21 protein-coding genes are annotated in these 23,584 nt (G+C 65.4%); 9 read left to right on the plus strand and 12 right to left on the minus strand.

The genetic code is table 11. The annotated features are described in order from the left end of the window. Nucleotides 1-32: 32 nt before the first annotated feature. Both QA639_RS31920 and QA639_RS31925 read right to left on the minus strand, forming a co-directional pair. Nucleotides 33-1,577 (minus strand): SUMF1/EgtB/PvdO family nonheme iron enzyme, encoded by a 1,545-nt coding sequence (locus tag QA639_RS31920; RefSeq protein ID WP_028332650.1) that lies wholly within the window; start codon nt 1,575-1,577, stop codon nt 33-35. A 208-nt stretch (nt 1,578-1,785) separates the two neighbouring features. Next, the gene (locus QA639_RS31925; RefSeq protein WP_050383228.1) at nt 1,786-2,976 is read right to left on the minus strand and encodes an MFS transporter; all 1,191 of its coding nucleotides are present in this window, start codon (nt 2,974-2,976) and stop codon (nt 1,786-1,788) included. Between the two features lie 75 nt (nt 2,977-3,051). Between QA639_RS31925 and QA639_RS31930 the strand changes: the two genes are divergently transcribed. Both QA639_RS31930 and QA639_RS31935 read left to right on the plus strand, forming a co-directional pair. Beyond that, a complete protein-coding gene (locus QA639_RS31930; RefSeq protein WP_050383274.1) occupies nt 3,052-3,852 on the plus strand; it encodes an AraC family transcriptional regulator in 801 nt (266 codons plus the stop codon). 158 nt (nt 3,853-4,010) lie between these two features. After that, the gene (locus tag QA639_RS31935) at nt 4,011-5,363 is read left to right on the plus strand and encodes a malonyl-CoA decarboxylase (RefSeq protein ID WP_157345416.1); all 1,353 of its coding nucleotides are present in this window, start codon (nt 4,011-4,013) and stop codon (nt 5,361-5,363) included. A 164-nt stretch (nt 5,364-5,527) separates the two neighbouring features. Here the strand turns inward: QA639_RS31935 and QA639_RS31940 are convergent, their stop codons facing one another. The 9 genes from QA639_RS31940 to QA639_RS31980 form a co-directional block, all read right to left on the minus strand. Then, complete coding sequence (locus QA639_RS31940) at nt 5,528-7,891, minus strand: TonB-dependent receptor (protein ID WP_157345418.1); 2,364 nt, start codon at nt 7,889-7,891, stop codon at nt 5,528-5,530. Nucleotides 7,892-8,191: 300 nt separating this feature from the next. Continuing rightward, complete coding sequence (locus QA639_RS31945; RefSeq protein ID WP_157345420.1) at nt 8,192-9,253, minus strand: hypothetical protein; 1,062 nt, start codon at nt 9,251-9,253, stop codon at nt 8,192-8,194. Between the two features lie 181 nt (nt 9,254-9,434). Next, a complete protein-coding gene (locus QA639_RS31950) occupies nt 9,435-10,604 on the minus strand; it encodes a mandelate racemase/muconate lactonizing enzyme family protein (protein WP_157345422.1) in 1,170 nt (389 codons plus the stop codon). 125 nt (nt 10,605-10,729) lie between these two features. After that, nucleotides 10,730-10,996 (minus strand): DUF3297 family protein, encoded by a 267-nt coding sequence (locus QA639_RS31955; protein WP_050383232.1) that lies wholly within the window; start codon nt 10,994-10,996, stop codon nt 10,730-10,732. After that, nucleotides 10,993-11,469 (minus strand): glutathione peroxidase, encoded by a 477-nt coding sequence (locus QA639_RS31960; RefSeq protein WP_028332658.1) that lies wholly within the window; start codon nt 11,467-11,469, stop codon nt 10,993-10,995. The genes QA639_RS31955 and QA639_RS31960 overlap by 4 nt, the downstream gene beginning before the upstream one ends. 1 nt (nt 11,470) lies before the next feature. Beyond that, a complete protein-coding gene (locus QA639_RS31965) occupies nt 11,471-12,862 on the minus strand; it encodes an amidase family protein (protein WP_157345424.1) in 1,392 nt (463 codons plus the stop codon). A gap of 71 nt (nt 12,863-12,933) precedes the next feature. After that, entirely contained in the window at nt 12,934-13,503 is a 570-nt protein-coding gene (locus QA639_RS31970) for a c-type cytochrome (protein ID WP_157345426.1), read from the minus strand. A gap of 134 nt (nt 13,504-13,637) precedes the next feature. After that, nucleotides 13,638-14,909, minus strand: a complete 1,272-nt coding sequence (locus QA639_RS31975; RefSeq protein WP_157345429.1) for a PQQ-dependent sugar dehydrogenase — start codon at nt 14,907-14,909, stop codon at nt 13,638-13,640. 166 nt (nt 14,910-15,075) lie between these two features. Continuing rightward, nucleotides 15,076-15,333 carry a DUF6894 family protein gene (locus tag QA639_RS31980; protein WP_028332662.1) on the minus strand — a complete coding sequence of 86 codons (258 nt, stop codon included), beginning with the start codon at nt 15,331-15,333 and terminating at the stop codon, nt 15,076-15,078. 326 nt (nt 15,334-15,659) lie between these two features. Here QA639_RS31980 and pqqA point away from each other — a divergent pair, with 326 nt between their 5' ends. From pqqA to pip, 6 genes are all read left to right on the plus strand, one after another. After that, nucleotides 15,660-15,740 (plus strand): pyrroloquinoline quinone precursor peptide PqqA, encoded by an 81-nt coding sequence (pqqA, locus tag QA639_RS31985; protein WP_035635412.1) that lies wholly within the window; start codon nt 15,660-15,662, stop codon nt 15,738-15,740. A gap of 159 nt (nt 15,741-15,899) precedes the next feature. Beyond that, nucleotides 15,900-16,829: a pyrroloquinoline quinone biosynthesis protein PqqB gene (gene pqqB, locus QA639_RS31990; protein ID WP_050383236.1), complete on the plus strand. Its 930-nt coding sequence runs from the start codon at nt 15,900-15,902 to the stop codon at nt 16,827-16,829. A 20-nt stretch (nt 16,830-16,849) separates the two neighbouring features. Next, complete coding sequence (pqqC, locus tag QA639_RS31995) at nt 16,850-17,605, plus strand: pyrroloquinoline-quinone synthase PqqC (protein ID WP_028342422.1); 756 nt, start codon at nt 16,850-16,852, stop codon at nt 17,603-17,605. Nucleotides 17,606-17,615: 10 nt separating this feature from the next. Beyond that, nucleotides 17,616-17,924, plus strand: coding sequence for a pyrroloquinoline quinone biosynthesis peptide chaperone PqqD (gene pqqD / locus QA639_RS32000; protein WP_028332665.1), 309 nt, complete (start codon nt 17,616-17,618; stop codon nt 17,922-17,924). After that, entirely contained in the window at nt 17,921-19,153 is a 1,233-nt protein-coding gene (gene pqqE, locus QA639_RS32005; protein WP_050383239.1) for a pyrroloquinoline quinone biosynthesis protein PqqE, read from the plus strand. The genes pqqD and pqqE overlap by 4 nt, the downstream gene beginning before the upstream one ends. Continuing rightward, nucleotides 19,143-20,114, plus strand: coding sequence for a prolyl aminopeptidase (gene pip, locus QA639_RS32010; RefSeq protein ID WP_283088021.1), 972 nt, complete (start codon nt 19,143-19,145; stop codon nt 20,112-20,114). The genes pqqE and pip overlap by 11 nt, the downstream gene beginning before the upstream one ends. A gap of 167 nt (nt 20,115-20,281) precedes the next feature. Here the strand turns inward: pip and QA639_RS32015 are convergent, their stop codons facing one another. After that, nucleotides 20,282-22,660: a caspase family protein gene (locus tag QA639_RS32015; protein ID WP_283088022.1), complete on the minus strand. Its 2,379-nt coding sequence runs from the start codon at nt 22,658-22,660 to the stop codon at nt 20,282-20,284. A gap of 189 nt (nt 22,661-22,849) precedes the next feature. On the opposite strand from QA639_RS32015, the gene QA639_RS32020 reads away from it, so the two are divergent. Next, on the plus strand, nt 22,850-23,521 hold the full coding sequence (locus QA639_RS32020) for a DUF4286 family protein (protein WP_050383242.1): 672 nt from the start codon (nt 22,850-22,852) through the stop codon (nt 23,519-23,521). The last annotated feature ends 63 nt before the right edge of the window (nt 23,522-23,584 follow it).

Consider the following 23,584-nt stretch of genomic DNA (forward strand, 5'->3'; position numbering starts at 1 on the left):
CTCCATGAAGCCTGGCGATCAGGGATGACCGCTCAGGGAGACAGTGCGACCCGGAAACCGTGGGTCGGATAACGGACATTGGTGTCGTAATTATCGCGATTGGCCGGACGCACATAGCGTGCGTCATTCTTCCACGAGCCGGAGCGGATGACATGGGAGGCGCAGTCGCCGCCGGACCAGACCGCACCGTCGGTCGGCGCGCCCTGGTAATTCCTGTGCCAGCAATCCTCGACCCATTGATCGACCCCGCCGCCCATGTCGTAGAGGCCGAACGGATTCGGCTTGTAGCTGCCGACCTTGACCGGCTGCTCGGCCGAACTGCCGCCGCCGCAATCCTTGCATCCGGCGTGGCCCGATTGCATCTGGTCGCCCCACCAGTACTTCGATTGCGTTCCGCCGCGCGCCGCATATTCCCACTCGGCTTCGCTCGGCAGCCGGTAGGGCTTCTTGGTGCGCTCGGCGAGCCAAGTCACATATTGCTTCGCATCGCTCCAGCTCACATTGGTGACCGGAACGTCGTCCTTGCCGCTGGCCGTGAAGCCACAGGCCTTGGCCGCCGCGCAGGCGTTCCATTCGCGGACCGTGACCGGATATTTGCCCATGGCAAAGGGCCTGACCGTCACCCGGCGGATCGGCCGCTCCGAAGGATCGTCATTGCTTCCCATCGAGAAGCTGCCAGCTTGAAGCGAGACCAGTTCGGGCTCCGGCAGATCCGGGGTGGGGCTCGCCGAGGGCGCGGGTTGAGGCGACGCTTGCTGCGTCGGTGCCGCCGGGGTTGGACTTGCGGTTTGGGTCGGAGCCGGGCTTGGTGCCGGCGGCTGGACGGCAGGCGATGCCGTCGGTGACGGAGGCGCCTGTGCCACGTCGGCCGGCTTGCCGCGCGGTTGCGCGAGCAGATACCACAGCACGCCCCCCGCGATGATCGCGATCGCCAGTCCGAGCAGCGTGAGCAGGATGGACTCACGGCGCCTGCGCGTCCGTTGGTACGCGGCTGCATCCGGCAGCACGCGATAAACCCGGACCGGATCGGTGATGTTCTTGACCTTGCGGTCGCCGAGCGATTCGTATCCGCAGACCATCTTGTGCTTGATCTGCTCGTAGATGCCGCCGGAGATAAAGACGTCACCCGGCGCCGCGATTCCTTCCAGGCGCGAGGCCACGTTGACGCCGTCGCCATAGATATCGTCGGGCTCGATGATGACGTCGCCGAGGTTGACCCCGATCCGGTACTCGATCCACTGATCTCTCGCGATCGCCGCGTTGCGGCCGATCATGTTCTGCTGGATCACGATGCTGCAACGGACGGCCTCGACCGGACTGTCGAACATCGCGATAAAGCCGTCGCCGGTGGTCTTGACCAGCTTGCCGTGGTGCTCGGCAATCGTGGGCTCGATCAGATCGCGCAGGGTCCGCTTGACGCGCGTATGCGTGCCTTCCTCATCGAGCTGCATCAACCGGCTGTAGCCGGCGATATCGCCCGCTACGATCGCCGCGAGGCGCCGCGGCATTGAATCGCCCGGAGGCTGTGTATTGTCGGGCTGTGACCGGCCTGACTTGAAGTCGCGAATTTCTCCCATGGCGCTCCGGCTGCTCCAAAGAAAATTGCGTGCTCGAGGCGCAACCGGCGCCGTCGTCCCCGAGGCCCACTTGGACCTTACCACACCTTCGAGTTGGAACAAAGTTGACGAACCGTGACCAGGTCACGGTTTGCCGGCGATGCCCGAGCGGCGCACCGCGGGTCGGCGCGCGCATCGCCTCGACGGCAGACGGCGCAAACGTCCCGTATCAGCCCGCCTGCGTGGCCGGGGTGCGGATCTCGCGCGGCAGGATGATCGCGGCCGCGATCGCCAGCAGGCAGAGTGCCGCGAACGCGCGCAGCATCATCGAGAAGCCGCCCTGGTCGTACAGCCAGGCGACCAGGCCGACGGACGCGCCGGCCGCAGTGAAGCCGACGAAATAGCGCACTGCATAGGCGCGCGAGCGCCATTCCTCGGTGGTGTACTTGCCGACCATGGCATCGTTCACCGTGACCTGGCCGAACGCGCCCATCACGATGCCGATCGAGACCACGATCAGCGGCAGGTTGGACAGGCTCGCCGCCAGATAGAGGAACGGCGCCAGCAGGAACGACAGCGGCAGCGCCACCGTCTTCAGCGAATATCTGTCGAGCAGCTTGCCGATGGTGTACTGCGTCATCGCGCCGAACACATAGACCCCGGCCGCGATCACCCCGAGCAGCGCCGGGCTCTTGGTCAGATCGGCGAGCCGTTCGGCGAACAGCTTCGGCAGCGCCACCGTCACCGCGTTGAAGGTGGTGGAGATCGCGATCACCACGATCAGGAGCGACAGCACCACGCGCCACATGTCCTCCTTGGCGACCCGCACCTGCGCCGCGGCCTGCCTGGAGCCCTTGCGGTCCTCATGCACCACCGTCATCGCAAAGGCGATGCCGATCAGCACGGTGACCGTGCCGGGCACGATGAACGCCCAGCGCCAGCCGAGATACTGGCCGATCACGCCGGTGACCAGCGCCGACGAGGCAACGCCGAGATTGCCCCAGACGCCGTTGATCCCCATCTGGGCGCCAAGCTTCTCGGCATAGGACACGATCATCGCGGTACCGACCGGATGATAGATCGAGGCGAAGATGCCGATCGCCAGCAGCGCCGCGCCGAGCTGCAGCGGCGTCTGCACGAAGCCGACCGAGATCATCGACAGGCCGATGCCGACGAAGAAGATCACCATCATGTGGCGGCGGCTCCAGCGGTCGCCGAGCCAGCCGGTGATCAGCGAGCCGGCGCCGAAGGCGATGAAGCCCGGGGTCGCATAGGGCAGGAGTTCCGAATAAGCCATGCCGAGCGCCGGGCCCATGATGATGACGGCGGCGGCGAAGATCAGCATCGCGTAGTGATCGATGAAATGGGCGGCGTTGACGAAGGTGATCACCCGGCTTGGACTGTTGCTAGGACTGTTCATCGGCACGTCTCTCACGCGATTCTTCAATTGCTCGAAAAATAGGTTATAGGTGCTTGTCCTGACGGGATGTCGCCAATGACTATCGCTGAGCCGCCAATAAGAGCCCTCCACCAGGACCGGCGCGTCACCGGGGACGGCGTGCATCTGGTGGCGCGCAGCTATCGCAAGGGCGTCCGGCTCGACCCGCACATGCACCGCGAGGCACAGCTGGTCTATGCCGCCAGCGGCACCATGCAGGTGACCACGCCGAAGGGGCGCTGGCTGGTGCCGCCGGACCGCGCCGTGTGGGTCCCTGCCCTGCTCCCGCACGCAATCGACGTGCTTGCCGACATCGAGATGCGCACGCTGTATTTCGACCAGGCCTGGCTCGCGCGCGAAAAGCGCAGCGACAGCCTCGACCACGAATTCGTGGTGCGGGTGTCGCCGCTGGTGCACCAGGCGATCCTGGCGCTGTTCGACGCCTCATGCGGACGCGAGCGCACCGATCTGTTGATCCGCCTCGTGATGCTGGAGCTGCACCAGGCCGAGGACTCCGCGACCTTCATCCCGCTGCCGCAGGAGCCGCGCTGCCGGCGCGCCGCCGACATCGTGCTGGCCGATCCGACCAAGGACCATGATATCGATGCGCTGGCGCGCACCGTCGGCACCTCGGCGCGGACGCTGTCGCGGCTGTTCTCGGCGGAGACCCAGCTCTCATTCAAGAGCTGGTGCCAGCGCGCCCGCATCGCGGCGGCGATCGAGCGCCTGTCGAGCAGCGCGAATGTTTCGGTCAAGCAGGTCGCCTCCGACCTCGGCTATGCCAGCGTGCCGGCATTTTCCCACGCGTTCCGCCAGGTTACCGGCAAGACACCGACCGCGTTCGCGGAGAAAACGTGAACGGGGTTTGTCACCGGGCGCAGCGGTGACGAATTATACCGCTGTCGCGCTGCGACATATTTCCGTACGATCCATGCGCTTGATTGCTGTGCTCCCGACCTTAAATCCCGTGTAAGGTCCGGCTTCACTTGATACGACCTGCTGGATACGACCTGCTCATGGCCAATGCCTTCTTCTCTGACCTGCTCTCGACGATTTCCGAACGCGGCCGCGTCCTGCTCGGCCGCGCCAGCCCGGCCAACGACAAGCAGGATGCGTCCGAACTGCTGGAATTGTGCGAGGCGCTGCTGTCCGGCCGCGGCGAAGCCTCCGGCACCGCGATGGCGCGCGAAGTGCTCGACCGCTACCACCATCTCGATGCAGCCGGGCGGCTGTCGTTCTTTCAGACGCTGGCCCGCGATTTCGGCCCCGATCACGCCAAGCTGGCGCAGGCGATCGAAAGCTGGCGCGCCAAAGCCAATGGCGACGACGCCAGCGACCTGCATTTCGCCTCCGAGCCGCGCCGCCAGGAATTGATCCGCCGGCTCAATCGCGCGCCGGGCGGCACTGGCGAGCTGGTGTCGATCCGCTCCGATCTGCTTTCATTGATGAAGGGCAACAAGGACCTCGCCGCGCTCGATCGCGACGTGGTGCATCTGCTCTCGTCCTGGTTCAACAGGGGATTCCTCGTGCTGCGCAGGATAGACTGGTCGTCGCCGGCCAATATTCTGGAGAAGATCATCCGTTATGAGGCCGTGCACGAGATCCGCGATTGGGACGATCTGCGCCGCCGCATCGATCCGATCGATCGCCGCTGCTACGCGTTCTTCCATCCGGCGCTGGCCGACGAGCCGCTGATCTTCGTCGAGGTCGCGCTCACGGAAACCATCCCGGGCGCGATCGCGCCGCTGCTTGCGGAAGAGCGCGAGCCGGTCCCGGTCGAGCGCGCCCGCACCGCGGTGTTCTATTCGATCTCCAACACCCAGCGCGGCCTTGGCGGCATCTCGTTCGGCAGCTTCCTGATCAAGCAGGTGGTCGAGGAGCTGCGCCGCGAATTGCCGAAGCTCGACAACTTCGTGACGCTGTCGCCGGTGCCGGGCTTCATGCAGTGGGTCAAGCAGGCCGACGACGTGCCGCTCACCGAGGAGGACCGCCAGCTGCTGGAAAGCCTCGGCAAGCCCGACTGGTTCGATAACGCCGAGCTCGCGACCCAGCTGCGCGCCGTGCTGGAGCCGCTTGCCGCCTACTATTTCCTGAAGGCGCGCACCCCGAAGGGACGGCTGATCGATTCGGTCGCGCGCTTCCATCTCGGCAACGGCGCACGCTTGGAGCGGATCAACTGGCTCGGCGATCTCTCGCCCAAGGGCCTGCGCGAATCCGCCGGCATCATGGTCAACTACCTCTACCGCCTCGACGACATCGAGAAGAACCACGAGGCCTACGCCAACAATGGCGAGGTAATCGCCTCGAGCGCGGTGAAGAAGCTGCTGAAGGGCGAAGGCCGGCGGCTGCTGGATATGCGGCTGGGCTAGGCAAGCCGAACTCCATCCCGGTCATTGCGAGCCACCCGGCCGGCGCAAAGCGCCGCCGGATGACGGCTCCGCGAAGCAATCCATCTCTCCACACATGCGGAGAAATGGATTGCTTCGTCGCTTCGCTCCTCGCAATGACCGCACGTCGTCGACGCTCTCGCCGCCTAGAACCTCGCCCGCGCCATCAGCCTTACCGTCCGACCCTGTCCCGGCGAGATATTGTTGTTGCCGTCAGCCGACGCCCAATAGCCCTTGTCGAAGATGTTCTCGACGTTGAGCTGGGCGCTCCAGGTCTCGTCGATCTTGGCATAGATCGCCGCATCGAAGCGCACGAAGCTCGGCAGCCGCACTGTGTCGTCGGACGAGGCGAAGGAATCGCCGAAATAGATCACGCCGAGCGCGGCGGCCCACATCGGCGTGAACTGATACTTGTTCCACCAGGCAAACTGATTGTACGGCACCAGCTGGACGCGGTTGCCGGGCGCCACGGTCGCCGAGGTCGCGCCGGTGATCTTCGCGTCGGTATAGGCATAGGCCAGCGACGACTGCCATTGCGCGGTGACATAGCCGGTCAGGCTGGCTTCGACGCCTCGCGTGAGCGTGCTGCCGGAGGGAAAGAAGAAGCCGGGATTGTTGCCATCGGCGATCGGCTGGTTGGTCCGGTTCAGATTGTACACCGCGGTCGAGAACAACAGCTTCGGATTGACATTCCACTTCATGCCGAGCTCGACATTCTCGAAGCGCTGCGGCTGCAGGATCAGGGTGCCGTCGTTCAGCGCGCTGAACTGGTCGCCCGAGGCCGGCAGGAAGGAGACGCTGTAGGCGGTATAGACCGACATCGAATCGATCGGCTTGATGATCAGGGCGCCCTGCGGCGAGACCAGATTGTCGACGCGATTGCGGTTGATGTTGGTGTTCATGTCGGTGGCCGACATGTCGTAGCGATCGAACCGCGCGCCGGCGATGATCTGCACGGCGCGCGAAATCTCGATCGTGTCCCTGACATAGCCGGACTGGATGTTCAGCGCGTAGCGGCTGTTCGAATCGGGCGTGGTGACGCCGTCGGTATTGGTGCCGGTGAAGTGGTGAAGGAACGTCACCGGACCGAAATAGGTCGGCGCGAACGGGTTCTGCACGATGGTGTTGGTGCCGTTCGGGAATACGCCGGTGTTGCGGATGTCGACGCCGGTCTGCCGGCCGAACTCGGTGCCGAAGCCGACCGTGTGGAACAGCGGCCCGGTCCAGGTCTTGTAGGTGAAATCGGTCTGGTTGAAGACGTTGTCGCGGTTCGTCGTGTGCTGGTAGGCGCCGAGATTGACCGCCGTGTCGGCAGGATTGACCGCGCCCGCGAGCGGGCCGCCGGTCGGATAGACGTTCTGATAGAATTTCTGGTAGTCGGCGGCGAAGGTGCCGTTGCGCACCGTCAGCCCGTTCTCGAAATCGTGCTCAATGATCGCCATGCCGGTCTGCACCGTCGCCTGCGCGGTGTTCAGGCTTGGGCTGCCGAAGAAGGTCGAGAAGTCGCCGTTCGGCGCGAACGGCGTGGTCGGGTTGAAGCGGGTCGCGCCACCCGGCAGCCCCTGCGAGGGATTGCCGCGGTCGGCGGTACGCTCGTCGTGAAAGTACTCGTAGCTCAGTTTGATTTTGGTGTTGTCGTCGGGCTTCAGCGTCACCGTCGGATTGATGCCGTAGCGCTCGAGATGGTTGAAATCGCGGAAGGCATCGGCGCCCTCGTAGAACACGTTGAGCCGCGCTGCGACGTTGTCGTTGATCGCCTGCCCGGCGTCGAGGCTGACGCGGCGATCGCCCCACGAGCCGGTCTGCGCCGTCGCCTCGTAGATGCGGTTGCCGTCGGCTTCCTTGAGGGTGCGGTTGAGCAGGCCGCCGCCGGCGCCGCGGCCGAAGGTCAGCGCGCTCGGCCCCTTCAGCACCTCGATGCTCTGGGCGTTGTACATGTCGCGGAAATACTGCACGTCGTCGCGAAAGCCGTTGACGAAGAAGTTGGCGCTGGAATCGACGCCGCGGATCACGAGCTCGTCGCGATTGCCCTCGCCCTGGTGCACGGCAACGCCTGGGACATAGCGGGTGACGTCGGTGAGGCTCTGATAGTTCTGGTCGCGGATCAGCTCCCGCGTGATCACGTTGAGCGATTGCGGGATGTTGACGATGGCGGTGTTGGTCCTGGTCGCCACCGACGTGCTGTTGGCGAAATAGCCTGACGTGCCGGTGCGGGCGTCCTGCGATTCCGCGAAGGGTTTTGCCGCGGCCGCGGGCGCGATCCGCCGTGCCGACTGGGTGCGGCGGCCTCGTGCTGCGGCGGTGTTACGCGATGTCGACGGTGCGCTGCGGCGGCGTTGCGTGGCCGGCGGGGTGACCGTCACCGGCGGCAGCGACGAGGCGCCGGCCTGCGACGGCGCCGATTGCGCCTGTGCGGCAGATGTTGCGAGCGGAACGCTCAGCGCGAGATAGCTCGCCGTGAGCAGCGCAAGCAAGACAGTGCGACGATGGGCTTGTGTTCTTGATGTCATGACGTCGTCCCCAAGCAACTCTCGCCTTCGCTGAAGGCGATGCGCCGTCCTCTAGTGAGGTGAGGCGCTGTGCGTCCAGACGACGGAGCTGAGAAAATTTTTGCGTGACGACGGAATAAAATCGCGACGAATGGACGCGGGGATACCTCGCGGCGCGCGCAGGGTTGGAAAAGTCAAGGATGCGAATGGTTTCTGTTGGCTTCCGGATTTGCGCCCGGAAAAGAAGAGCGGCGCTTGCGCGCCGCACTTCTTGTAGCGATTCCAGATTGTAGCGGTTCTAAAGCGATCAGGACGTCGCGATCACGTCGTCGCGGACCGCGGCCGCAACCCCGCCGGCAGATGCGCGTCGATCCAGCCGGTGATCGCACGCTCGTTGCGATGGTAGAAAAGGCCTGCGGCGATCACGGCAATGCCGATCAGCGACAGCGAGAACGGAAACCACAGCGAGTCCTTGAAGACGACGTCGGCGAGATGGCCGAGATAGAGGCAGATGCCGAACGCGCCGAACACCGCATAGGCGCGCCGCATCAGGATCACGGCGATCACGATCAGGCCGACATTGAGCAGGCAGTACACCGCCTTGCTCAATTCGGTTGAGCCTTCGGACGCGCTAATTCCGCCCCAGAACGCCATCAGGCCGAACAAGTGCAGCCAGAACGCAAAGTCGCCGTTGCGGCTGCGATAGTCCACGATCCACGCCACCGCGAGCACGGCGAGTCCGAACCAGATCGACACCCTGCGGCGCATCTCGAAATCGGCGTGAGCCATGCCGCTGAACCACGGCGCCAGGTCCATCGACATGAACCACAGCGCGACCGAGATGATCGCGACGATGAAGGCGAAGCGGTAGTAGCGCAACGCCACGACGCCGGCGGCGACGGTCGCGATCTCCATGAAGATCCAGCTGCCCTTCACCCAGACGTAGAAGTCCTGTACGGTTCCCGGCTTGCCGAACTTGCCCCACCAGCCAAGTTCGTCCTGGATGCCGTAGACCGCGAGCGGCGCCATCGAGACCGCGATCGCGATCAGCAGGCCGCCGGGAACCCGCAGATTCTTGTCGTGCCAGAGGTGGTGACCCGCCACGCTGAACCCGACCGCATAGGCGATCGCGCAGGCCGTGAGCGCGCGGCCGCCCATCTGGGTGAAGGCCAGGGTCGAGAACAGGCCCATCGCACCGATCACGATGAGCGCGCCGGCGTACCAGAGCACATGCGCGGCATCGAATTTGGCGGCGGGACTTGCATCGCCCGCCGGACCCTGCCCGGCGCTGCTCGCCAGGAAAGCGAGCAACCGTTCCAGATCGGCCGGGCTGATCACTCCGGCATTTGCGGCGTCCCGGAGATCCTTGGCTGAATATGGCATGCAGCTATCCTCACGGCCGGTTTTCGCGCCTGCCCCGATCATCCGGGAGAAAGACGCCCTGTCCTCATGAGTATATCCGGAAATGAGCAACGTTCAATAATTTCTTGAGCGCTGCTCACGAATTTTTGCGAACGAACTCAGGCCACCCCGCGCCCGGCGGATCGGCAGTCGCGGGCCGGACTTAGTCCGCCAGCGCCTTCATCTCCTTGTAGAGATCGGATTTGCCCTCGAAGCCGATGCCCGGAAGGTCGGGCATCACGATGTGGCCACCCTCGACGAGCACGCCGTCCGGGAAGCCGCCATAGGGCTGGAACAGGTCGGGGTAGCTCTCGTTGCCGCCGAGGCCGAGGCCGGCCGCGATGTTCAGCGACATCTGGTGGCCGCCATGCGGGATGCAGCGGCTCGGCGACCAGCCGTGGGTCTTCAGCACCTCGAGCGTGCGCTGATACTCGCAGAGCCCGTAGGACAGCGCGCAATCGAATTGCAGCCAGTCGCGGTCCGGCCGCATGCCGCCGTAGCGGATCAGGTTGCGTGCATCCTGGTGGCTGAACAGGTTCTCGCCGGTCGCCATCGGGCCGGGATAGAACTCGGCCAGCGCGGCCTGCAGCGCGTAGTCGAGCGGGTCGCCGGCCTCCTCGTACCAGAACAGCGGGTACTCGCGCAGCATCTTGGCGTAGGCGATCGCGGTCTCCAGATCGAAGCGGCCGTTGGCGTCGACCGCAAGCTGCGCCTCGCTGCCGATCTCCTTCAGCACCGCCTCGATGCGCTCGCGGTCCTCGCCGAGCGGCGCTCCGCCGATCTTCATCTTCACGACGTTGTAGCCGCGATCGAGATAGCCGCGCATCTCCTTGCGCAGCGCGCCGAGGTCCTTGCCAGGATAGTAATAGCCGCCGGCGGCGTAGACGAACACGCGCGGATTGGCGGTGCGGCCGTGGCGCTCGGCGAGCAGCCGGAACAGCGGCTTGCCCGCGATCTTCGCCACCGCGTCCCACACCGCCATGTCGATGGTGCCAACCGCGACCGAGCGCTCGCCATGGCCGCCCGGTTTCTCGTTCGACATCAGCGTCGACCAGACCTTGTCCGGATCGAGATTGCCGCCATGGGCATCGAGCAGCGATTTCGGATCGGCTTCCTTGAGGCGCGGCGCAAAGCGCTCGCGGATCAGACCGCCCTGCCCGTAACGGCCGTTGGAATTGAAGCCGTAGCCGACCACCCGCTTGCCGTCGCGCACCACGTCGGTGACCACGGCCACCAGGCTCGAGGTCATCTTGGTGAAGTCGATATAGGCGTTGCGGATCGGCGAGGAGATCGGCTTGGTCACCTCGCGGACGTCGACGATACGGACGGACATGGGGGGCTTTCTAAGTTAGGCGTCCTCTCATCGTCATTGCGAGGAGCGAAGCGACGAAGCAATCCATTTCTCAACGAGCGGAGACGTGGATTGCTTCGCTCGCAATGACGGCAGAGGAAGCAGCTTCAGGACTTCGTCTTATCCCGGAAATACGGCTCGACCGGCCCGTGCACCTTGATGGTCAGCGGATTGCCGTAACGGTCCTTGGCATTACCAGCGGTGACGCGGACCCAGCCTTCGCTGATGCAGTACTCTTCGACATTGGTCTTCTCGACACCCTTGAATCGGATGCCGACATCGCGGGCGAGAATATCCGCATTGTAGTACGGGCTGTTCGGATCGACCGAGAGGCGGTCGGGGAATTGGTCGTTGGAGTCGTTGTCGTCGCTCATAGCAGCGCCTCGATATCCTTCCTCAATCCTTCGGGCCGGGCAGTCGGCGCATGCCGCGCCACGACCTTGCCGGCGCGATCGACCAGGAACTTGGTGAAGTTCCATTTGATCGCCGGCCCGAGCAGGCCCGACTTCTCACGTTTCAGATGTTCGTACAATGGATGCGCACCTGAGCCATTGACGTCGATCTTGGCGAACATCGGAAACGTCACAGCGTAGTTGGTCTCGCAGAACGCGGCGATCTGCTTCGCATCGCCCGGCTCCTGCGCCCCGAACTGGTTGCAGGGGAAGCCGAGCACGGCAAAGCCGCGCGGCGACAGCCCCGCGTGCAGCTCCTGCAGGCCCTTATATTGCGGCGTGAACCCGCACGCGCTCGCCGTGTTCACGATCAACAGCACCTGGCCCTCGAACCGCTGCAGCGGCACGTCGTCGCCGGCGAGCGACTTGGCGGTGAAATCGTAAACGGTCGCCATCTCAACCGACCGGATCGATCGCAGCCGACGGCGTGCCGCCGGCCTCGACCGCCTCGCCCGCGGCAAGGCAGAGATCCTCGCGGTAGCGTCCGGCCACCAGTTGCACGCCGACCGGGATCCGGCCCACGAGACCGGTGGAGACCACGAGCCCGGGAAGCCCCATGAACGGGATCGCGATCTGCGGCAGCTGCGCGTGCCACACCCGTGCGAACGACGCCTCGTCCTTGCGGTCGAGATGGTCGGGGAACGGCAGCTCGCCGGAGACCGGCATCAGCAGCACCGGATATTTGTCGAAGAAGGCGAACCATTCGCGCGTCAGGGTGGCGCGGCGGGTCAGCGCCTGCGACAGGTCGAACGGATGCACCCGGGCGCGGACGCCGCGCAGACAGGCCAGTGCGCCGGGATCGCCCTCGCGCTCGGCGAAGGCGAGCTGGGCCTCGTAGCCGTCGCCGAGCCAGAGCCGGGTCTGGATCTCGGCCGCCTCGCGCAAGGACGGCGTGTTTGCAATTTCCTCGACGATCCAGCCGGCCTTCTGCAAGCGCTTGCCGGCGTCGGCCACCGCGGCGACCACTTCCGGCACCGGATCGAGACCATCCGGATTGAGGCACATCGCAACGCGCTTCTCGCGCGGCGGGCCTTCGAGCGGCACCGGCGCATACCAGGGGTCGCGATAGTCCGGCGCCGACATCGCCGCGAGCGAAATGCGCAGATCGTTGACGGTGCGCGCCAGCGGGCCCGACACCGCGCTGATCTGCGGGCCGATCGGCCGCTCCGGCAAAGCCGAATTGAAGGCCGGGATGCGGCCCATGCTTGGCCGCAGGCCGTGCACGCCGCAGGCATAGGCCGGATAGCGCACCGAGCCGGCGATATCGGTGCCGTGCGCGATGTGGCCGATGCCGGCCGCGACCGCCGAGCCCGCGCCGCCGGACGAACCGCCCGGGGTGATGCCGGGATCGCGCGGGTTCTTGGTGTCGCCGTGAATGAGGTTGGTGGTGAACCAGCGATAGGAGACCGCCGGACAATTGGTGCGGCCAAGCAGCACAGCGCCGGCCTTGCGCAGATTGGCGACCACCGGATTGTCGACCTTGGCGATGACGTCGCGCTGCGCCTTCAGCCCGTTGGTGGTGGCGTAGCCCTCCTGGTCGACATTGACCTTGATGGTGATTGGCACGCCGGCGAGCGGCCCCACCGCCTCGCCGCGCGCAATGGCCGCATCGACCTTGGCCGCCTGCGCCAGCACGTCGTCCGGCCGGTGATCGACCACCGCGTTGAGCTTCGGGTTGACCGCATCGAGCCGGGCGAGCCCGGCCTCCGCCGCCTCCTTCGCCGACACCTTCTTCGATTTGATGAGGCTGGCGAGCTCGGCCGCCGACAGACGCCAAATATCCTGCATGTGCAACTCCGTGTGACGCTGCGTTTTAGCGCCGCGCGGAGAACATGGCCAGCGGTCCGCCGCCTGATGTTTCAGCGGACATGCGCGATGTAATAGGCAAGGTCGCCGATCTGCTCCTTGGTCACCGTCTGCATCACGTCGGCCATGGTGGCATCATAGCCGTGGCGGCTGTTGTCCTTGTATTCGGCCAGCGTCTTGGCGAGGTAGTCCTCGCGCTGGTTGGCGATGCGCGGGACATTCTCCTTGCCGGAGAAATCGGTGTTGTGGCAGCTATTGCAGCGGTTCTGCTGCGCCAGCGCCTGGCCCCGCGCCATCCGCGCCGGATCGCCGGCATCAGCAGGCGGCGTGGGCTTCGGCAAGGTCGCGATGAAATCCGAGAAGCTGCGCAAATCGTCGTCGGTCAGCGGCTTCGCCATCTCGTTCATCGGCTCGAACACCCGCAGCTTCTCGCGGAACATGAAGAGCTGGATCAGCGCATAGGGCGCCGTCTGGCCGCCGAGCGACGGCGTGTTCTCGGTTTCCGACGTGCCATGCTCGCCATGGCAGGCAAAGCACGCCGCGGCGCGCTCCTGAATGGTCTCGGCATTTGCGGAGAAAACAGTGAATGCAGCCAGGAGCCCTGGAATGATCGTCTTGCGCATCGGTTGCTCCCGGCAATTCCGTCATTCCGGGCTGGTGCGCGAGCACCAGACCCGGAATCTCGAGATTCTCGGTGCGCCACTGCGCACCTGAGGGTGCGATGCTGCGCATCGCCCCGGAATGACGTTGGTGGTTGTTACTGATTGGCGACCTTCGGCTTGCCGTAGCTGACGCGATAGACCGCGCCGTTCCAGTCGTCGGAGACCAGCAGCGAGCCGTCCTTCAGCAGCATCACGTCGACCGGGCGGCCGACATACTTGTTGTCTTCGAGGAAGCCGGTCAGGAACGGCTCCATCGACTTCACGGTGCCGTCCTTGTTCAGCCTGACGGCGACCACGTCACCACCCTGCTTCTGCGACTTGTTCCAGGAGCCGTGACGCGCGACGAAGATTACGTTCCTGTAGCTCTTCGGGAACATGCTGCCGGTATAGAAGCGCATGCCGAGCGAAGCGGTATGCGGGCCCATCAGGCCGACCGGAGCGGTGTAGTTCTTGCAGTTCTTGCCCCAGCCGAGCTCCTGGTCGATGATGTTGCCCTGGTAGCAGTACGGCGCGCCGAAATCCTCGCCCGCCTTGGTGATCCGGTTAAGCTCGTCTTCCGGCACCGTCTCCGACAGCCAGTCGCGGCCGTTGTCGGTGAAGTACATCTGCTTGTTCTCGGGATTCCAGTCGAAGCCGACCGTGTTGCGCACGCCGAGCGCGTAGACCTCGGCGCCGGAGCCATCGAGATTCATGCGGCGGATCTGGCCGTGGTCGGCGTCGTGCAGCACGTTGTTGCCGGGCTGGCCGACCGGAACATAGAGCTTGCTGTCGGGACCGACGGCGATGAACTTCCAGCCATGCGCCTCGTCCTTCGGCAGCTTGTCGTAAATGACCGTGGGCTTCGGCGGGTTGTCTAGATTGTCCTCGATCTTGTCGATCTTGGAGACCTTCGAGAGCTCGGCGATGTAAAGCGTGCCGTCCTTGAAGGCGACGCCGTTCGGACGATAGAGGCCGGAGGCGATCACCTTGACCGAGCGCTTGCCGTCCTTGTTGACGATCGCATAGACCTTGTCGACGAGCCGGCTGCCGACGAACACCGTGCCCTTGTCGCCGAGCGCCAGCGAGCGCGCATTGGCCATGCCGGCCGCATAGACCTCGACATTGAAGCCGGCCGGCACCTTGAGCTTGGCGAGCGGCAGCTTGTCGGGCGCGGACGGCAGCGGCGGCGGCGCCACTGGCGCGAGCTTGGCGGCGGCTTCATTGTCCGGACGCCCGATCAAGGGCGAGCCGGGCGGCAGCGGCTGGGCGGCGGGGGCGGCACCTGCCGCCGGCGCGGCCGGCTGCTGCGCCGCAGCAGAGAGCGTGAACGCCCCGAGCATGGCCCCCGCGAGCAGCACGCTGCGCGGTGCGAACGAGTGTTTTTTCATGAAGATCTCCCCTGGGTGGAAGCCGTTGTTAATTGCGCCATTGACGTCGCCCGGCGCGGTTCGGCTTTCCGTTCATAGTCTTGTGAATTTGTCCGGACAATTGCAATCGGAAACATGCTGGCATCGGCCAACGCATGGTTGTGGCCGCGCCGCGGGCCAGCGCGCGTCAGTGCCTTGTCATCGAGCGGTCCGGGCGGTCGAGAATCGCCTCCGTGAATGGAAACTCCAGCACGACCTCGCCCTCGTCGTCGGTCACCTCGATCACGGCGCTGAGCAGCGCGCCGTCGGCGCCCTCGGTCTTGAGCAGCTCGCGAATCATCGCGCGCGCCATTTCCCACGCACGATCCGGGTCCCGCAGGATTTCGCCGTCGGGATCGGAGATCAGCTCGTCGCCGATACGGGTATTGAAGAAATAGCGTGGCATCGGCTGAACTCGGCTCGGTTAGTCACCTCCCGTCACCGGGAAGCGCAGGATCGCCACCAGGACCTTCGGAGGACCGCGGGGCTGCTGTCTACTTATTCCAACATCACCATTCACCGTGTGGCGAACAACAGGAAAAAGGTCTGATGCCACGGGCTTTTGACGGGAAACGCGCGCACAAATTTGTGAGTGGGCAGGATTTGCTTGCCGCAGTGCAGCATGCCCTTCGAGGCGGCACCTTACAGAAAATTTAACTGGCGAACTTTTCCAACCACAGTAGTTTAGCCTGCAGGGCGGAAAGTTCGTCCGGTTGCAACAAGGAGAGCCAAATGGCCTGGAAAGCACCGAAGATCGTCGAAGTGTCGGTCGGCATGGAAATCAACATGTATATGTGCGCAACCCGCAAGTAAGCGGTAGCGCCCTCTACACGTTTAGCGTTTTAGCGCAGGTGGACATCCGGGCGTAACGCGCTCCCGAACAAGGGAGTGTGTTTCAAATCCGGGGTCCACCTCGTAACGTTTCTGGGTCCAACAAACTTCTCCAGGCCAAGCTTCTCCAGGGGACGGATCATGCTTCGTGTCGTCGTCCTGGGTGCCGCAGCGGGTGGCGGCGTTCCGCAGTGGAACTGTGGCTGTGCCGTCTGCAGGACGGCGCGAAGCAACCATCCCGAACTGCAGAGCACGCAAGCCTCGATCGCCGTCAGCGGCGATGGCGTGCACTGGTTCCTGGTCAATGCCTCCCCGGATCTGCGCCAGCAGCTGATTGCCACGTCGCAGCTGCATCCGAGGCCTGGCGCACTGCGCCATAGTCCGATCGCGGGCGTCATCCTCACCAATGGCGAGATCGACGCGGTCGCAGGGCTGCTGTCGATGCGTGAGGGATCGCCGTTCACGATCTACGCGCATGAGCGGGTGCTTGCGATCCTGCGCTCGAACAGCATCTTCAACGTGCTCAGTGACAAGAACGTCGACCGCCGGCCGATCGCGGTCGACCAGGCCTTCGAACCGGCCCTGCCCGACGGATCGCCGTCCGGGCTCGAGGTGCTGCCGTTTGAGGTTCCCGGCAAGGGCGCATGGTATCTCGAGGGCAAGGCGCATCCGGCGGGCGCCGACGGCGTCGGCGATACGCTCGGCCTGCGTATTGCGGACAGGCGCAGCGGCAAATATTTCTATTTCCTGGCCGCCTGCGCACGGGTGACTGACGACCTGAAATCCCGGCTCAGGGGCGCCCCGCTGGTGTTTTTCGACGGCACGGTGTGGCGCGACGACGAACTGATCGCGGCGGGCCTTGGCAACAAGACCGGCCAGGGCATGGGCCATATCGCGATGTCGGGCGATCAGGGTGCGATCGCCAGCCTCGCCGGGCTCGACATCGGACGAAAAGTGTTTTTGCATATCAACAACTCCAACCCGGCGCTGCTTGGGACCTCGGCCGAACGCAAGGCGGCCGAACAGGCGGGCTGGCAGATTCCCTCCGACGGAACGGAGATCGTGCTGTGAATGTCGTGCCTACCACCGGAATGACCGCGCTCTCGATCGGCAAGGGCATCACGCTCGACAGTGCCGAGGAGATGGAGGCGACGCTGCGCACGATCGGTGCCACGCGCTATCACAGCCTGCACCCGTTCCACCGCCTGCTGCACGGCGGCAAGCTCAACAAGGGCCAGGTCCAGGCCTGGGCGTTGAACCGCTATTACTACCAAAGCACGATCCCGCTGAAGGACGCGATGGTGATCTCGCGCTTCCGCGACCGCAACACAAGGATCGAATGGCGCCACCGTATCGAAGATCACGACGGCGATCTCGGCAATGAAGGCGGCATCGAGCGCTGGCTGAAGCTGACCGAAGGCCTCGGCCTCGACACTGCCTATGTGGAGTCCACCGAAGGCATTCTGCCGGCGACGCGCTTCGCCGTCGAAGCCTATGTGCATTTCTGCCGCGACCGCACCCCGCTGGAGGCGATCGCCTCCTCGCTCACCGAATTGTTCGCGCCGAACCTGCACGAGGAGCGCATTTCGGGGATGCTGAAGCACTACGACTTCGTCAACCCCGACATCATGAGCTATTTCAGCCGCCGCCTGACCCAGGCGCCGCGCGACGCCGGCTTTGCGCTTGATTATGTCAAGCAGCACGCCAGGACGCCGGCGGAGCGCGAAGCGGTCTGCAACGCGCTGATCTTCAAGACCAACGTGCTGTGGGTGCAACTCGACGCGCTGTATCATGCGTATGTCGACGGCCAGATTCCGCCCGGCGCCTTCGTGCCGAAGACAGGTTAGAGACACGATCATGGCCAGCCGCAACATCAATGTCAGCGAGACCAGCCGGCCGAAACTGCCGCGCCATACCAAGCTGAAATTCGACGAGACGCGGCAGGTCTGGGTTATCCTGGCGCCGGAGCGCGTGCTGGCGCCGGACGACATCGCGGTCGAGGTACTGCAGCTGTGTGACGGCGTGCGCAGTGTCGCCGAGATGGTGGACCAACTCGCGGAAAAATACGCCGCCCCACGCGAGGCGATCGCGACCGACGTGATCGCGATGCTGCAGGATCTGGCCGACAAGGGTTTTCTCACCGAAGCGCGCGAGAGCACAGCATGAGTGACACGCTCGCCGACAACAAGACGACGACAGCAGGCCCAACCGACGGGCTCGCGGTGCTCGAACAAACGCGCTCGGCAGCCGAGACCTACGGCATCCCGCTCGCGGTGCTCCTCGAGGTCACCCACCGCTGCCCGCTGCAATGCCCCTATTGCTCCAACCCGGTCGAGCTCGACCGCGGCTCGACCGAGCTCACGTCAGACGAATGGAAGAAGGTGCTGAGCGAGCTTGCCGAGCTCGGCGTGCTGCAGATCCATTTCTCCGGCGGCGAGCCGACCGCGCGCAAGGACATCGTCGAGCTGGTGCAGCACGCGACCGATGTCGGGCTCTATTCCAACCTGATCACTTCGGCCGTGCTGTTGACCAGGGACAAGCTTTCGGCGCTGGCCGACGCCGGCCTCAGCCATGTGCAGATCAGCTTCCAGGGCAATGAACCCGGCGTCGCCGACCGCGTGGCAGGGCTGAAGGATGCGCACAAAAAGAAGCTCGAGGTCGCGAAATGGACGCGCGAGCTCGAATTGCCGCTCACGGTGAATGCGGTGATGCACCGGCAGAACCTGCATCAGCTGACCGATATCATCCAGATGGCGGTCGACCTCGACGCCGACCGGCTCGAGGTCGCCAACGTGCAGTATTACGGCTGGGCGCTGAAGAACCGCGCCGCGCTGATGCCGACGATCGAGCAGATCGAGGAGACCAGCCGCATCGTCGAGGAAGCCCAGGTGCGCCTGAAGGGCACGCTCGCGATCGACTATGTGGTGCCGGATTACTACGCGCTGCGGCCGAAGAAATGTATGGGCGGCTGGGGCCGGCAGTTCTTCAACATCTCGCCGGCCGGCAAGGTGCTGCCGTGCCACGCCGCCGAGAGCATCACCGGTCTCGAATTCGAATCGGTGCGCTCGAATCATTCGATCGCCTGGATCTGGCAGAACTCCGAGGCCTTCAACCGCTATCGCGGCACCGGCTGGATGCCGGAGCCGTGCAAGAGTTGCGAATTCCGCGAGATCGATTACGGCGGCTGCCGCTGCCAGGCCTTTGCGCTGACCGGCGATGCCGGCAACACCGACCCGGCCTGCGCGCTGTCGCCGCGACACGAGGAGATCTTCAAGCAGGCCGAGCGGGAATCCGCCGGCACGCAGAACCGCTTCCTGTATCGCAACTTCGCCGGCGGCACGCTGGAGACGGACGACCCCCGGAACGAATCCCAGGACAAGCGCAATGGCGCCTGACGCCGACGTCGGCAAGGCCGCGAGGCGTGCCGATCCCTTTGCGCCGCTGACGTCGGAATGGCTCGACGTCGGCGATGGCCACGATCTCCATGTCGAGAGCGTCGGGCGCGAGGGCGGCATCCCCGCGGTCTATCTGCATGGCGGCCCCGGCAGCGGCTGCCAGCCCGATCATCGCCGGCTGTTCGATCCCGAGCGCTTTCACGCCGTGCTGTTCGACCAGCGCGGCTGCGGTCGCAGCCGGCCGAAGGGCAGCCGCGACAACAACACGACGCAGCACCTGATCGCGGACATGGAGAAGATCCGCGAGCGCTTCGGCTTCGCGCGCTGGATGGTGGTCGGCGGCTCCTGGGGCGCGACGCTGGCGCTGGCCTATGCGCAGGCCCATCCTGACAGGGTCAGCGGGCTGGTGCTGCGCGCGACGTTTCTCGGCACAGCCGAGGAGCTGGACGACGTTTTCCTGCGCGCCCTGCCGCGCTTCTATCCCGCCCTCCACGAGGACTTCCTCAACTTCCTGCCCGAGAGCGAGCGTGCATCGCCGCTTGCGGCCTATTATCGCCGCATCCTCGATCCGGACGCCGCCGTGCATGCGCCGGCCGCGCGCGCCTGGCACGACACCGAACGCGCGTTGTCGGAGCACACGCCGAAGCAGACGCGGCTCGACCTCAAGGCCTCGGGCGCCCTGCCCTCGACGCCGTTCATGGAGGCGCATTACTTCGCCAACAATTGCTTCATGCGGCCGCGTCAATTGATGGACGAGGCCGGCCGGCTCGCCGGCATTCCCGGCATCCTGGTGCAGGGTCGCTACGATCTGTTGTGCCCGCCCGCGACATCGCACGCGCTCGCCGCGCGCTGGCCGGGCAGCGAGGTCCGCATCATCGATGGCGCGGGCCATATCCTTTACGATCCCGGCATCCGCAACGCCGTGATGAAGGCGATCGCGGATCTGGCGGCCAAGCGCTAAAGCATGATCCGGAAAAGTGCGAAGCGGTTTTCCGAAAAGATCATGCTCAAACAAAGAGCTAAGGCGCAATGACGATTCAACCTAATCTCATCGCGCTTTAGACCCGCCGCCGGAACACCCTCGACATCAAGAGCCGGTGAAGAACTCGACCGGCTCCCTTGCTTCCCTCAATGTTTGCACTTGCCGGGAGGACATGCCGGCGCTGCCCGTGGCGCGGCCGCGGGCCTTGGCGGCGCCGCCATCCGCGGTGGCGGCGCTGCGTGTTGCACCTGCATCGCCGGCCGTGGCGGCGGCGCGGCGCGCGGAGCCGGTGCCGGGGCCGGACGCGGCGGCAAAGCCGCAGCACGAGGTGGCGGGGCAACCGGCCGCGGCGGCGGAGCCGCAGCCCGGACTGGCGGAGCTACGGCATGGACCGGCGGAGCTGCCGCATGCGCCGGCGCGGGCCGCGAGACCGGCGCCGGCGACACTGCCGCGCGCGCGGGTGCCGGGCGCGCGGCCGGGGTCGGCCGTGTCGACATCGCGCGGTTCGCCGGCGACGGCGCCGTCGAGGGCTTCACGTTTGCGGTCGGAGCGGTCGCCGCATGCGGAAGCGGTCGCGCTCCTGGCTTGCCAGCGGCCGCGGGTGAGGCGGGCGCGTTTGTCGCCGGGGCGACACCGGGCTTGGCCGGAGGAGCAGGCTGCGCATTGGCAGGCGCCATGGCAGCCGCCGGCTTGCCCGGCGCCACCGCATTCTGCTTTGCCCCCGGTTGCGCGGCGCCGGGTTGTGCGGCTCCCGGCGGCACAGCGCGATGCTGCATGGCATTGGCCGGTGCGGTCGCCGACTGCGGCAGCGGCGGTCCATTTTTCGCGCCCGGCAGGGTATGCGCACCTGGTGTGCCCGGCGCGCCCATCGCATTCGGAGCGGCGGCAGTATTCGGAGTGGCAGCAGCGTTCGGTGCCGCGGCAGCATTTGGTGCCGCGCGCGGAGCTCCCATCGCCGCACCTTGCGCGGGCGTCACGCCTTGCGGAGCGCCCGGCAGATTGGCGCGCTGCATCGCCGCGGCCGGCAGTCGCGGTGCCGCCGTCACCGGCGCGCCGCCCATCGCCGCCGTCACCCCGGCCGCATGGAGCTGCGCCGGCGTCGGGTTGGGATTGTTGATGACCGTGTTGATCACTGTGGTGTTGTGGATGTTGTTGAACACGATGTTGTTCTGCGGCGGCACGACATAGGCCGGTGCGGCGACATAGGCCGGCATCGCCACGAACATCGGCGTCGGCAGCACGTACAGGCCGATCGGCGGCGGCGGTGGCGGCAGCACGACGAAGTCCGGCGGCGGCGGCGGCAGGAAGACCACCGGCGGCGGCGGAGGCGGCGCGAAGTCGAACACCGGATCGCTGTAGTACAGCACCGGACGGTCGACATAGACGACCTCGTCGGGCGGCGGCGGCGGCACGTCATAGTCGAGCGCCGTGAACTGCGGCGGCGGCTCGAGCGCGGCCGACAGATAGGCGAGCCGGCGCCGGGCGTCGTAGGCATGCGGCCCGCGCGGATAACGCCGCAGGTACGACCAGTACGCATCAGGCGTGTCGGCATTGTAGGTGCGCCGCCAAGTGATGGCCTCGCGCCGCGCCGCCACAATCGCGCGCACGCGCCTGGCCAGCGGATCGTCCGGATAGGCCTGCAGGTAATCCTCGTAGCCCTGCAGCGTGTCGCGCTCCAGCGCCGCGGCGTAGGCATCCTGCGCCGAGAAATCGCGGATCGGTTTGGTGCGCAGCCCGGCATCGACCTGCTGCGGCGGCGCGTCCGGCTTGCGCTCGAAGAACATGAAGGGCGCGTCGACCTTGTGCGCATCCCACGGGATCTCGGCGCCCTTGGTCATCTCGTTGACGCGCAGGCGGACGCGGTCGAACACCTCGGGCAGGGTCAGGCCGCCGGTGCGGATCATTTCCGCCAGCGCTTGCGCGTAAGGCCCGTAGGGCGGCGCACCGTCAGGGGCAACGGTGCCGGGCGCCGAATTGAAGCCGATCAGCATCTTCGGATCGGGATCGACCAGCGCAAGACCGCCGGCCAGCGGCTGGCCTTCCTTGGCGAAGGGATTGCTGCGCGCCGCATCGAGCACGATCACGCCGGCCTTGATCGGCAGCGCCGAGAGTTGATGGCTGTAGTCGGAGATGCGGATCGCCTCGACCGGCACGTCGGTGTCGCGGGCAATCTTGGCATCGACCGGCACGAAATAGTTCTCGCCGGTGAGCTGCACACCGTAGCCGGCGAGATAGACGAAGGCGACGGCATTGGGCCCCGCCTCCTGCACCTTCTGGATGAAATCGCGGAACGATTTGCGCAGCGTCTCGCCGTCGAGATCGCGCGCGCCGATCACGTCGAAGCCGGCGGCCTGCAAGGTCTGCGCGATCAGGCCGGCGTCGTTCGCGGCGGTCTGCAACGCGCCGGCCTCATAGGCGCCGTTGCCGACGACAAGTGCGAGACGCTTTTCCTGATCCTGCGCATGCACGGGAAGCGAGGCGAGCGACACCAGACCGACGATCAATGCCCACAGAATGCGTGCCATGGTGGTCGTCCCTTTTCTTCTCGAGAGTTGGCGTAACGAATGAAATGCTACCTCTGTGAACCGGTGCTGAACAGGATTGCAGCAATTGTGGCAATCCTTGGTCTGCGCTGCCGGGAACCGGCTTCCCTGCTCCACGCGATCGGGCGATATTGCGCGGATAAAACAGGCAAAACAAAAAAGGAGCACTCGATGCCAATCGCCGGACAAGGCATGCTGCTGACCTCGATGGATATCGACAGCTTGCACGAAGCTGAATTCAATCGCTGGTACGACCGCGAGCATCTCGAGGAACGGGTCGCCATCGACGGCTTCCTGGAAGCCCGCCGCTACGTCGCCCATGACGGCAAGCCGAAATATCTCAGCCTCTACTCGACCGCGACCTTCGATGTGCTCGAGAGCCCGGCCTATCGCAAGGCGCTCGCCAACCAGACCGACTGGTCGAAGGCCAATATCGCGCGCTTTCAGAACATGATCCGCGGGGTCGCGCGGATCACGATCAGCCGCGGCGTCGGCAGAGGTGCAGCGCTCGGTATCATCCGCCTGCGCCCGCCCGCCGAAGGCGCGGACAAACTTCGCGCTGCATTGCGGGAGCAACTCGATCCAGCTTCGCGCGACGGCATCATCTCGATGCACCTTCTGGAGAACGACCCTGACCTGTCGAAGCCGCTCACGCCGGATGCGGAGAAACCCGATCCCGGCGCGGGCGACTGGTTCGTGCTGATCGACGCCACCGACGTCGGCGCGGTCCCCGCAGCGGCCGCAGGTATCACCGGCAATGCAGCCTTGAAGCCGCTTGTGGTCACCAGCGGCGTCTACAAGCTGTTGTGGGATATCGCGAAGAGCGACCTGCCGCGCGAGTAAGCCTGATCCGGAAACGTGCGGAACGCTATCCCGAAAAACATTCTCTCAAGCAAGCGTGGCGGT

The sequence above is a fragment of the Bradyrhizobium pachyrhizi genome (genome assembly GCF_029714545.1).
GTDB lineage: Bacteria > Pseudomonadota > Alphaproteobacteria > Rhizobiales > Xanthobacteraceae > Bradyrhizobium > Bradyrhizobium pachyrhizi.

Excerpts from the sequence above, each read along its gene's own strand:
- QA639_RS31940 (WP_157345418.1), bottom strand. The coding sequence starts at position 7,891 with ATGACATCAAGAACACAAGCCCATCGTCGCACTGTCTTGCTTGCGCTG.
- QA639_RS31945 (WP_157345420.1), bottom strand. The coding sequence starts at position 9,253 with ATGCCATATTCAGCCAAGGATCTCCGGGACGCCGCAAATGCCGGAGTG.
- pqqB (WP_050383236.1), top strand. The coding sequence starts at position 15,900 with ATGCTTCGTGTCGTCGTCCTGGGTGCCGCAGCGGGTGGCGGCGTTCCG.
- QA639_RS31920 (WP_028332650.1), bottom strand. The coding sequence starts at position 1,577 with ATGGGAGAAATTCGCGACTTCAAGTCAGGCCGGTCACAGCCCGACAAT.
- QA639_RS31960 (WP_028332658.1), bottom strand. The coding sequence starts at position 11,469 with ATGGCGACCGTTTACGATTTCACCGCCAAGTCGCTCGCCGGCGACGAC.
- QA639_RS31970 (WP_157345426.1), bottom strand. The coding sequence starts at position 13,503 with ATGCGCAAGACGATCATTCCAGGGCTCCTGGCTGCATTCACTGTTTTC.
- QA639_RS31975 (WP_157345429.1), bottom strand. The coding sequence starts at position 14,909 with ATGAAAAAACACTCGTTCGCACCGCGCAGCGTGCTGCTCGCGGGGGCC.
- QA639_RS32015 (WP_283088022.1), bottom strand. The coding sequence starts at position 22,660 with ATGGCACGCATTCTGTGGGCATTGATCGTCGGTCTGGTGTCGCTCGCC.
- pqqD (WP_028332665.1), top strand. The coding sequence starts at position 17,616 with ATGGCCAGCCGCAACATCAATGTCAGCGAGACCAGCCGGCCGAAACTG.
- QA639_RS31925 (WP_050383228.1), bottom strand. The coding sequence starts at position 2,976 with ATGAACAGTCCTAGCAACAGTCCAAGCCGGGTGATCACCTTCGTCAAC.
- pqqE (WP_050383239.1), top strand. The coding sequence starts at position 17,921 with ATGAGTGACACGCTCGCCGACAACAAGACGACGACAGCAGGCCCAACC.
- QA639_RS31965 (WP_157345424.1), bottom strand. The coding sequence starts at position 12,862 with ATGCAGGATATTTGGCGTCTGTCGGCGGCCGAGCTCGCCAGCCTCATC.
- QA639_RS32020 (WP_050383242.1), top strand. The coding sequence starts at position 22,850 with ATGCCAATCGCCGGACAAGGCATGCTGCTGACCTCGATGGATATCGAC.
- QA639_RS31955 (WP_050383232.1), bottom strand. The coding sequence starts at position 10,996 with ATGAGCGACGACAACGACTCCAACGACCAATTCCCCGACCGCCTCTCG.
- pip (WP_283088021.1), top strand. The coding sequence starts at position 19,143 with ATGGCGCCTGACGCCGACGTCGGCAAGGCCGCGAGGCGTGCCGATCCC.
- pqqC (WP_028342422.1), top strand. The coding sequence starts at position 16,850 with ATGACCGCGCTCTCGATCGGCAAGGGCATCACGCTCGACAGTGCCGAG.
- QA639_RS31950 (WP_157345422.1), bottom strand. The coding sequence starts at position 10,604 with ATGTCCGTCCGTATCGTCGACGTCCGCGAGGTGACCAAGCCGATCTCC.
- QA639_RS31980 (WP_028332662.1), bottom strand. The coding sequence starts at position 15,333 with ATGCCACGCTATTTCTTCAATACCCGTATCGGCGACGAGCTGATCTCC.
- QA639_RS31930 (WP_050383274.1), top strand. The coding sequence starts at position 3,052 with ATGACTATCGCTGAGCCGCCAATAAGAGCCCTCCACCAGGACCGGCGC.
- pqqA (WP_035635412.1), top strand. The coding sequence starts at position 15,660 with ATGGCCTGGAAAGCACCGAAGATCGTCGAAGTGTCGGTCGGCATGGAA.
- QA639_RS31935 (WP_157345416.1), top strand. The coding sequence starts at position 4,011 with ATGGCCAATGCCTTCTTCTCTGACCTGCTCTCGACGATTTCCGAACGC.